The organism is Streptomyces sp. NPDC001153 (assembly GCF_053598315.1).
In genome coordinates this window covers 111,925-118,267 of record NZ_JBSFJZ010000013.1, presented here as the reverse complement: position 1 = coordinate 118,267, position 6,343 = coordinate 111,925, and the positions used below count along the sequence as shown (strand labels likewise).

The window sequence follows — 6,343 nt, the reverse complement described above, 5'->3', positions numbered from 1 at the left end:
GGTCGGTCTCGGACCTGAGTCCGGCCTCGGCCGTCGGGACAGGCCGTGGATGCAGATCCTGCCGGGGGCAGCGGATCCCGGGTCCGGCCGTGAGTTTGGCCATGGTCGGTCTCGGACCTGAGTCCGGCCTCGGCCGTCGGGACAGGCCGTGGATGCAGATCCTGCCGGGGGCAGCGGATCCCGGGTCCGGCCGTGAGTCTGGCCATGGTCGGTCTCGGACCTGAGTCCGGCCTCGGCCGTCGGGACAGGCCGTGGATGCAGATCCTGCCGGGGGCAGAGGATCCCGGGTCCGGCCGTGAGTCTGGCCATGGTCGGTCTCGGACCTGAGTCCGGCCCCGGCCGTCGGCTCAGGCCGTGGATGCAGATCCCGCCCCGGCCCGCAGATCCCGGACCCAGCCGCGATCCCGGCCCGGCTGTCGGCCCCGGCCCCGACCCGGCCGGTTGTCGGCCTTAGCTCGGGCTTGCGACTTCGGCTCATGCTGCCGGCTCCGCCCCGGCCCTGAGTCCGGCGCCGATCGTCGGCCCCGCCCCCGGCCATCGGCCCCGGCCGGGCTGTCGGCCTTAGCCCGGGCTTGCGGCTTGGGCTCAAGCTGCCGATTCCCGCCCCGAGTTGTTGGCCTCGCCCTGGGCTGCCCGTCCCCGGCCCGGGCTGTCGGCCTCGGCCCAGGCTGGTCGGCCTCGGCCCAGGCTGGTCGGCCTCGGTCCGGGCTGTCGGCTTCGGCTCAAGCTGCCGGATTCCGCCCGGGCTGCCAGCCCGCCTCGCCCCGCCCCGCCGGCCCTGCCCCGCGCCCCCCGGTCCCGGACCGGTTTCCCGTGCCGGGCCGGGGCGCTGAGGAAGGTTGGCTGTGGCCGGGTGGGGTGTCAGTCGCGGTGGGCTGGGTCGCCGAGGTGGCGGAGGCCGGTGGTGTGCGGCGCTCGGGAGGAGACCGGTGTGGCGTCCAGGCGGGCGGTGATGACGAGCGTGCCCTCCTCGATCTGGTAGTCCAGGGGCAGGCCGAGGCCGCGCATCGCGGCGACCATGCCGGTGTTGGACGCCTGCGTCACGGCGTACACGCTCTCGCAGCCGGCCTCCACAGCCATCGCCACCAGCCGGCCGAGCAGTTCACCGCCGACGCCGCGCTGCTGCCAGTCGTCCTCGATCAGCAGCGCGATCTCCGTCTCGTCGCCGTCCCACAGCAGATGCCCGAGGCCGACGATGCGACCGGAGGTGGTCTGCGCGGCCAGCGTCCGGCCGAAACGGGGGCTGAGCAGGTGGTTCAGATAGCGGTCCGCGTCCCCGACCGGGCCGTGATAGCGCATGCCGAGGGTACGCGGCGAGCACCTTTCGTGCATCGCCTTCGCCGCGGCCACGTCTCCGGTGTCCGCCCGGCGTACGGTGATGTCGCTGCCCTCGGGCAGCGTCAGCACGTCCTTGCCGCGCGGGATCCGCGGACCGAGCCGGTTGTCGAGGTCCACCAGCGCCCGGGCCCGGGCGAACTCGGTGGGCGTGAACGGCAGATACGGCCGCTCCACGGTGAGCACCCCGCCCTCCGGCGCCGGCAGCCGCATCACGGTGTCCTCCAGCACGCCCTCGGCCGGCACCGGCTCGGGCCCCCGGCCCCCGCCGATCGGTGTCCCGGGCAGTGAGCGGATCGTGCACCGGCCCAGCAACGAGCGCAGCGCCAGCGGCAGTTCGGCGGCGTCCAGTGCGGTGCGCGCGGCCAGCCCGAGCACTCGGGTGGGGGCGTCGACCAGGTCGTGGGCGTCGGCCCGTTCGATCCAGGTCGACTCACCGCCGGCCCGTGAGACCGCCCGGGTGATCTCGGCCGCGTCCATGGCGCCCGGAGCCCGCAGCAGGAACTCGTCCACCGTGCCGTCGGCGAGCGGGTGCGTCTGGAGGCTCAGGATGTCGATGTGCCGCTCGGCCAGTGCCGTGCACAGCGCTGCCAGCGAGCCCGGCTCGTCCTTCACGGTGGTCCGCATCCGCCAGAGCGCACCGGTGCGGGCCACGGCGTCGGTGTCGTCGCCCGGCTGCCCGGAGGGCCCGGCCGGCCGCGTCTCGGCGGCCGGCCGGGCGCCGGTATCACCGGCCGGCGGTGCGTGTCCGTGGCGCCGTTCCCACCAGGTATGGAAGCCGGCCGTCGCGGCCAGCACGAGCGCCGAGATCACCAGCAGGGCCGGGCCGTCGGGGCCGTGCCCGACCAGGTTCGCCACGGCGTCGGCCACGGCGACGGCCGTGAACAGCGCGGCGAGCTCGACGACGTCCCGCCGCCAGTGGTGCACGGGGCGTCCGTGCTTCGTCCGGGTCACATCAGACATGTCTGGAGTCATGCAGCCACTGTGAAGGAACGGTGTTGCGTGATCACGAACTGATTGTGACCGATGGGTAAAGCATGCTCCGTCCGTTTTGTTGCGTTTTCTACGGTCTGTCGGCTCCGCGCCGCTCGGCCCCAGATCGTGGCGTTGTCGTCATCCAGTGCTCGCGTCATACGAAAACCGTAGAGGCGACCACTGACAATCGGCCTGACCTGTGAAAACGACAGCGCTCCAGAGGAGTTGACCGTGCCGCGCTCCGTGGGATGACGCCGGGGCGCGGCACGGACGAAGGGTACGGGACCGGCGGGCCGGTCGGTGCCTACTGGCCGACCCGGCCCGGCTGGAGTGTCTGCGTGAACAGCACGGTGCCGTCGTACTCGCGCAGCCGGACCGTCAGTTCACCGCTGTCGCCGTCGATGTCGACCTCGCCGAAGAACTGGTAGCCCTGCGCAGGCGACACGTTGGAGGCGGTGGGCGCCTTCACGAACACCCGGTCCGGGCCGAACGTGCCGTCCAAGGCGTTGGCCGGGAACGCGCCGGCGTTGAGCGGGCCGGAGACGAACTCCCAGAACGGCTCGAAGTCCTTGAACGCGGCCCGCGACGGGTCGTAGTGCTGGGCCGAGGTGTGGTGCACGTCGGCCGTCAGCCACACCGTGCCGGTGATCCGCCGGTGCTTGATGAACCGCAGCAGCTCGGCGATCTGCAGCTCGCGGCCGAGCGGAGCGCCCGGGTCGCCCTGCGCGACGGCCTCGAAGTTCGGCTTGCCCTCGACGGGGTCGGGGACGACCAGCCCGAGCGGCATGTCGTTGGCGATCACCTTCCACACCGCCCGGGACTTGGCGAGCTCCCGCTTGAGCCACTCCAGCTGCTCGCGGCCGAGGATGCCCACCGGGTCCGTGGTCTGGTTGTCGGGGGAGTTCGCGTCGCGGTAGGTGCGCATGTCGAGCACGAACACGTCGAGCAGCGGACCGTGGTGGACGACCCGGTAGATCCGGCCGTCCGGGCGTTCGCTGATGGTCGAGATCGGGAAGTACTCGGAGAACGCCTGCCGGGAGCGCAGCGCCAGGTCGTCGAGCCTGGTGCCGACCGGGTAGGGGGTGCCGGTACCGATGACCTCGCCCGGGTACCAGTTGTTGCGGACCTCGTGGTCGTCCCACTGGATGATGTTCGGCACCTGGGCGTTGAACCGGCGCAGCGCCGAGTCCAGCAGGTTGTAGCGGAAGTTGCCCCGGTAGTCGTCCAGGGTGGTCGCGACGTGCGACTTCTCCTCGGTGGTGACGTTCCGGTAGACGCTGCCGTCGGGCAGGGTCGCGGTCGCCGCGATGGGGCCGTCGGCGTAGATGTTGTCGCCGCTGCACAGGAAGAAGTCGGGGTCGACCTTCGCCATCGCGTCGAAGATGCGGTAACCGCCGATGGACTCGTTGATGCCCCAGCCCTGCCCGGCCAGATCGCCGGACCAGACGAACCGCACGCCCTGGCGGCGCCGGGCGGGCGCGGTACGGAAGGTGCCGGTGACCGGCTCGCTCGTGCGGCTCGGGTCGTCCGGGTCGGCGAGCAGCACGCGGTAGTGGATCTGCTCGCCCGACGGCAGGCCGTGCAGCCGGGTGGTGCCGGTGAAGTCCGTGCCCGAGCCCAGCAGCGGACCGTGCCATCTGTGCGGGTTGCGGAACGACTCGGTGGCCGAGGTCTCCACGATCATCCGGGCCGCCCGGTCCGAACGGACCCACACCAGGCCGGAGTCGGTGGTCACATCGCCCGCCTGCACGCCCCAGCTCGCCTGGGGGCGCCCGGAGCGGGCGAACGCCGGGGCCGCGCCGAGGCCCACGGGCAGGGTGAGGGCCGCCGACGCGGCGAGGCCGCCGCGCAGAACGCTGCGGCGGCCGGGGATCGGACGGTCTGACATGGCTGTGCCTCCAGGAGCGGGATCCGGCCAGTGTGCAGAGCCACACCTACTGGGACGCTGCGGCGCACGCGGAAACCCGAAGTGAACAACACGCCCGGGGTGTAGTCGCCGGGGCGGCCCGGGGGATGGGACGGACCGTCCGCGGGAAGGGCCTGTACACCCCGCCGACGGCGGCTCCGCATTCCCGCACCTACGCGCGATGCCCGCACCTACGCACGCGTGCGTGTGCCTGAGCGTGTCAGGAGCCGGTGCCGACGCTCCCCGGGCCCGGCAGGCGGGGAATGTTCCGGCCGGCGTGGCGCCCGTACACGCACACGGCTCGCCCGCGCAGGCCGGGGCCGGCCACTTCGGGACGGCTCGGCACCGGCGCGGTCATGGTCGGTGGCACAGTGCGGGTACCTCACGGGCGCCCCGGGCCGGTACCGCACCGGGGCCGCCCCACCGTCGGCCGGAACCGGCCCTCTTCAGCGAGCACGGTCCCGCCTGCCCGCCACGGAGTCGCCGCGGCAAGTGGCCGCCGGTCGCCCGTTCAGCGGCTGCCGTCCAGGATGACCCGTGCGACCAGGGCCGGGTCGTCGTTCATCGGGCAGTGGCCGCAGCCGGGCAGCCGCACCAGCCGGGCGTGCGGGATGAGCTGCTTGGCACGCACGCCCTGACGGCGTACGAGGAGCCGGTCCCGGGTGCCCCAGGCCACCGTGACCGGCAGACCCGGCAGGCCGTCGGTGAACCGGACGGTGCTGCCCGCCCGCAGCGTCGCGCCGAACCCGGTGGCGCCCGCCAGCGCGAGTGTCTCGGCGACGACGGCCTGCGGGGCGCGGCGCGCGGGTCGTGCGTAGATGGTGCTCGTCAGCGCGGTACGGCCGGCCGCGGTGCGCGACAACTGCTCCACCAGCGGCAGCGGGAGCCGCTGGGCGATGCCCCGCATCGCGAGCAGTACCGCGAAGGCGTACCGGCGCTCGGCCTCCGTCCAGAACCCGGCCGGGGAGAGGGCGGTGACGGACCGTGCGAGCTTCTCCCGGCCGAGCTCCAGGGCGAGCAGGCCGCCCAGCGAATTGCCCGCGATGTGCGGCCGGTCCAGCTCCAGCGCCTCGAACAGGGCGCCGAGTACGGAGTTGGTGGTGGGCAGGTCGTAGGCGAGGCCGTCCGGCAGGCCCGGGGACGCGCCGAAGCCCGGCAGGTCGACGGCGATCACGTCGCGCTCGGTGGCGAGGATGTCCGCCACCGGGTCCCAGGCCTGCCGGTGATGGCCGATGCCGTGCAGCAGCACCAGCGGCTCGCCGCGTCCCACGCGCGCGTAGGACACGGTCACGTCCTTCGGGCCGTGCGGAGTGGGGACCTTGAAGGCGACGGTGGCGGACATGGGGTGCTCCTCGTCTGGGTGCTGACGGACGCCGTAGACAGTTTGTCAGCAATTGCTACCGGCCGGTAGCCCCCGGGTGGGAGTACGTCCCGCGCTCCGGCGGTGGTCAATCCGCCCGGCGCACCTCGATGTTGAAGTCCGCGGTCCCCAACTGCCGCATCATGGTGAGCCACAGCGGCAGATACATCTCCGTCGCCCGCGCGGCCCGGATCCCGCCTAGGTCCAGCACCCGCTCGGCCGGCCAGCCGAACTCCCCGAGCAGCGCCGTCACCTGCTCCTTGGCCCCGGCCTCCTCACCGCACACGAACAGGTGGTGCGCCCCCGGCACCCGGCCCGGATCCACCATCACCTGACAGTTCACCGTGTTCAGCGTCTTCACCACGCGCGCGTGCGGAAAGGCACGCTGGATCTGCTCGCCCACGCTGTCCGACTCCACCGGGTCCAGCCGCGGTTGACCGTCCTCGAAGGCCAGCGGATTGGAGACGTCCACCACGACCTTGCCGTCGAGGTGCTCCGCGCCGACCGCCCGCAGGGCGTCGAGCGCGACCCGGCCGCCCACCGCGTTGATGACCACCTCGGCCGAGGCGGCCGCCTCCGCGAACGTGCCCGCGCGGGCCCGCTCCGCGGAGGCCGTGGCCCACTCCAGCGCGACCGGGTTGTCCTTGACGCGTGATCCCAGGGTCACCTCGTGCCCCAGCTCCACCAGTCTGCCGCCCAGCGTGCGGCCCACCTCACCCGTGCCGAGCACCGCGTATCGCATCGGCCACCTCCCGTTGCCGGCCGCC

Annotated in this window: 4 protein-coding genes; all 4 read right to left on the bottom strand. The window is 73.1% G+C overall.

Annotated features, from left to right (window positions below):
• Nucleotides 1-861 precede the first annotated feature (861 nt).
• Nucleotides 862-2,298 carry a GNAT family N-acetyltransferase gene (locus ACWDEN_RS17110; RefSeq protein ID WP_450859542.1) on the bottom strand — a complete coding sequence of 479 codons (1,437 nt, stop codon included), beginning with the start codon at nucleotides 2,296-2,298 and terminating at the stop codon, nucleotides 862-864.
• A 316-nt stretch (nucleotides 2,299-2,614) separates the two neighbouring features.
• Nucleotides 2,615-4,198 carry an alkaline phosphatase D family protein gene (locus tag ACWDEN_RS17105; RefSeq protein ID WP_450859541.1) on the bottom strand — a complete coding sequence of 528 codons (1,584 nt, stop codon included), beginning with the start codon at nucleotides 4,196-4,198 and terminating at the stop codon, nucleotides 2,615-2,617.
• 529 nt (nucleotides 4,199-4,727) lie between these two features.
• The gene (locus tag ACWDEN_RS17100; RefSeq protein ID WP_351613395.1) at nucleotides 4,728-5,558 is read right to left on the bottom strand and encodes an alpha/beta fold hydrolase; all 831 of its coding nucleotides are present in this window, start codon (nucleotides 5,556-5,558) and stop codon (nucleotides 4,728-4,730) included.
• 106 nt (nucleotides 5,559-5,664) lie between these two features.
• Nucleotides 5,665-6,318 (bottom strand): NADPH-dependent F420 reductase, encoded by a 654-nt coding sequence (locus ACWDEN_RS17095; protein WP_351613392.1) that lies wholly within the window; start codon nucleotides 6,316-6,318, stop codon nucleotides 5,665-5,667.
• Between the last annotated feature and the right edge of the window lie 25 nt (nucleotides 6,319-6,343).

Bases quoted from the DNA above. Each gene is read 5' to 3' on its own strand.
- ACWDEN_RS17095 (WP_351613392.1), bottom strand. From the start codon at position 6,318: ATGCGATACGCGGTGCTCGGCACGGGTGAGGTGGGCCGCACGCTGGGC.
- ACWDEN_RS17105 (WP_450859541.1), bottom strand. From the start codon at position 4,198: ATGTCAGACCGTCCGATCCCCGGCCGCCGCAGCGTTCTGCGCGGCGGC.
- ACWDEN_RS17100 (WP_351613395.1), bottom strand. From the start codon at position 5,558: ATGTCCGCCACCGTCGCCTTCAAGGTCCCCACTCCGCACGGCCCGAAG.
- ACWDEN_RS17110 (WP_450859542.1), bottom strand. From the start codon at position 2,298: ATGTCTGATGTGACCCGGACGAAGCACGGACGCCCCGTGCACCACTGG.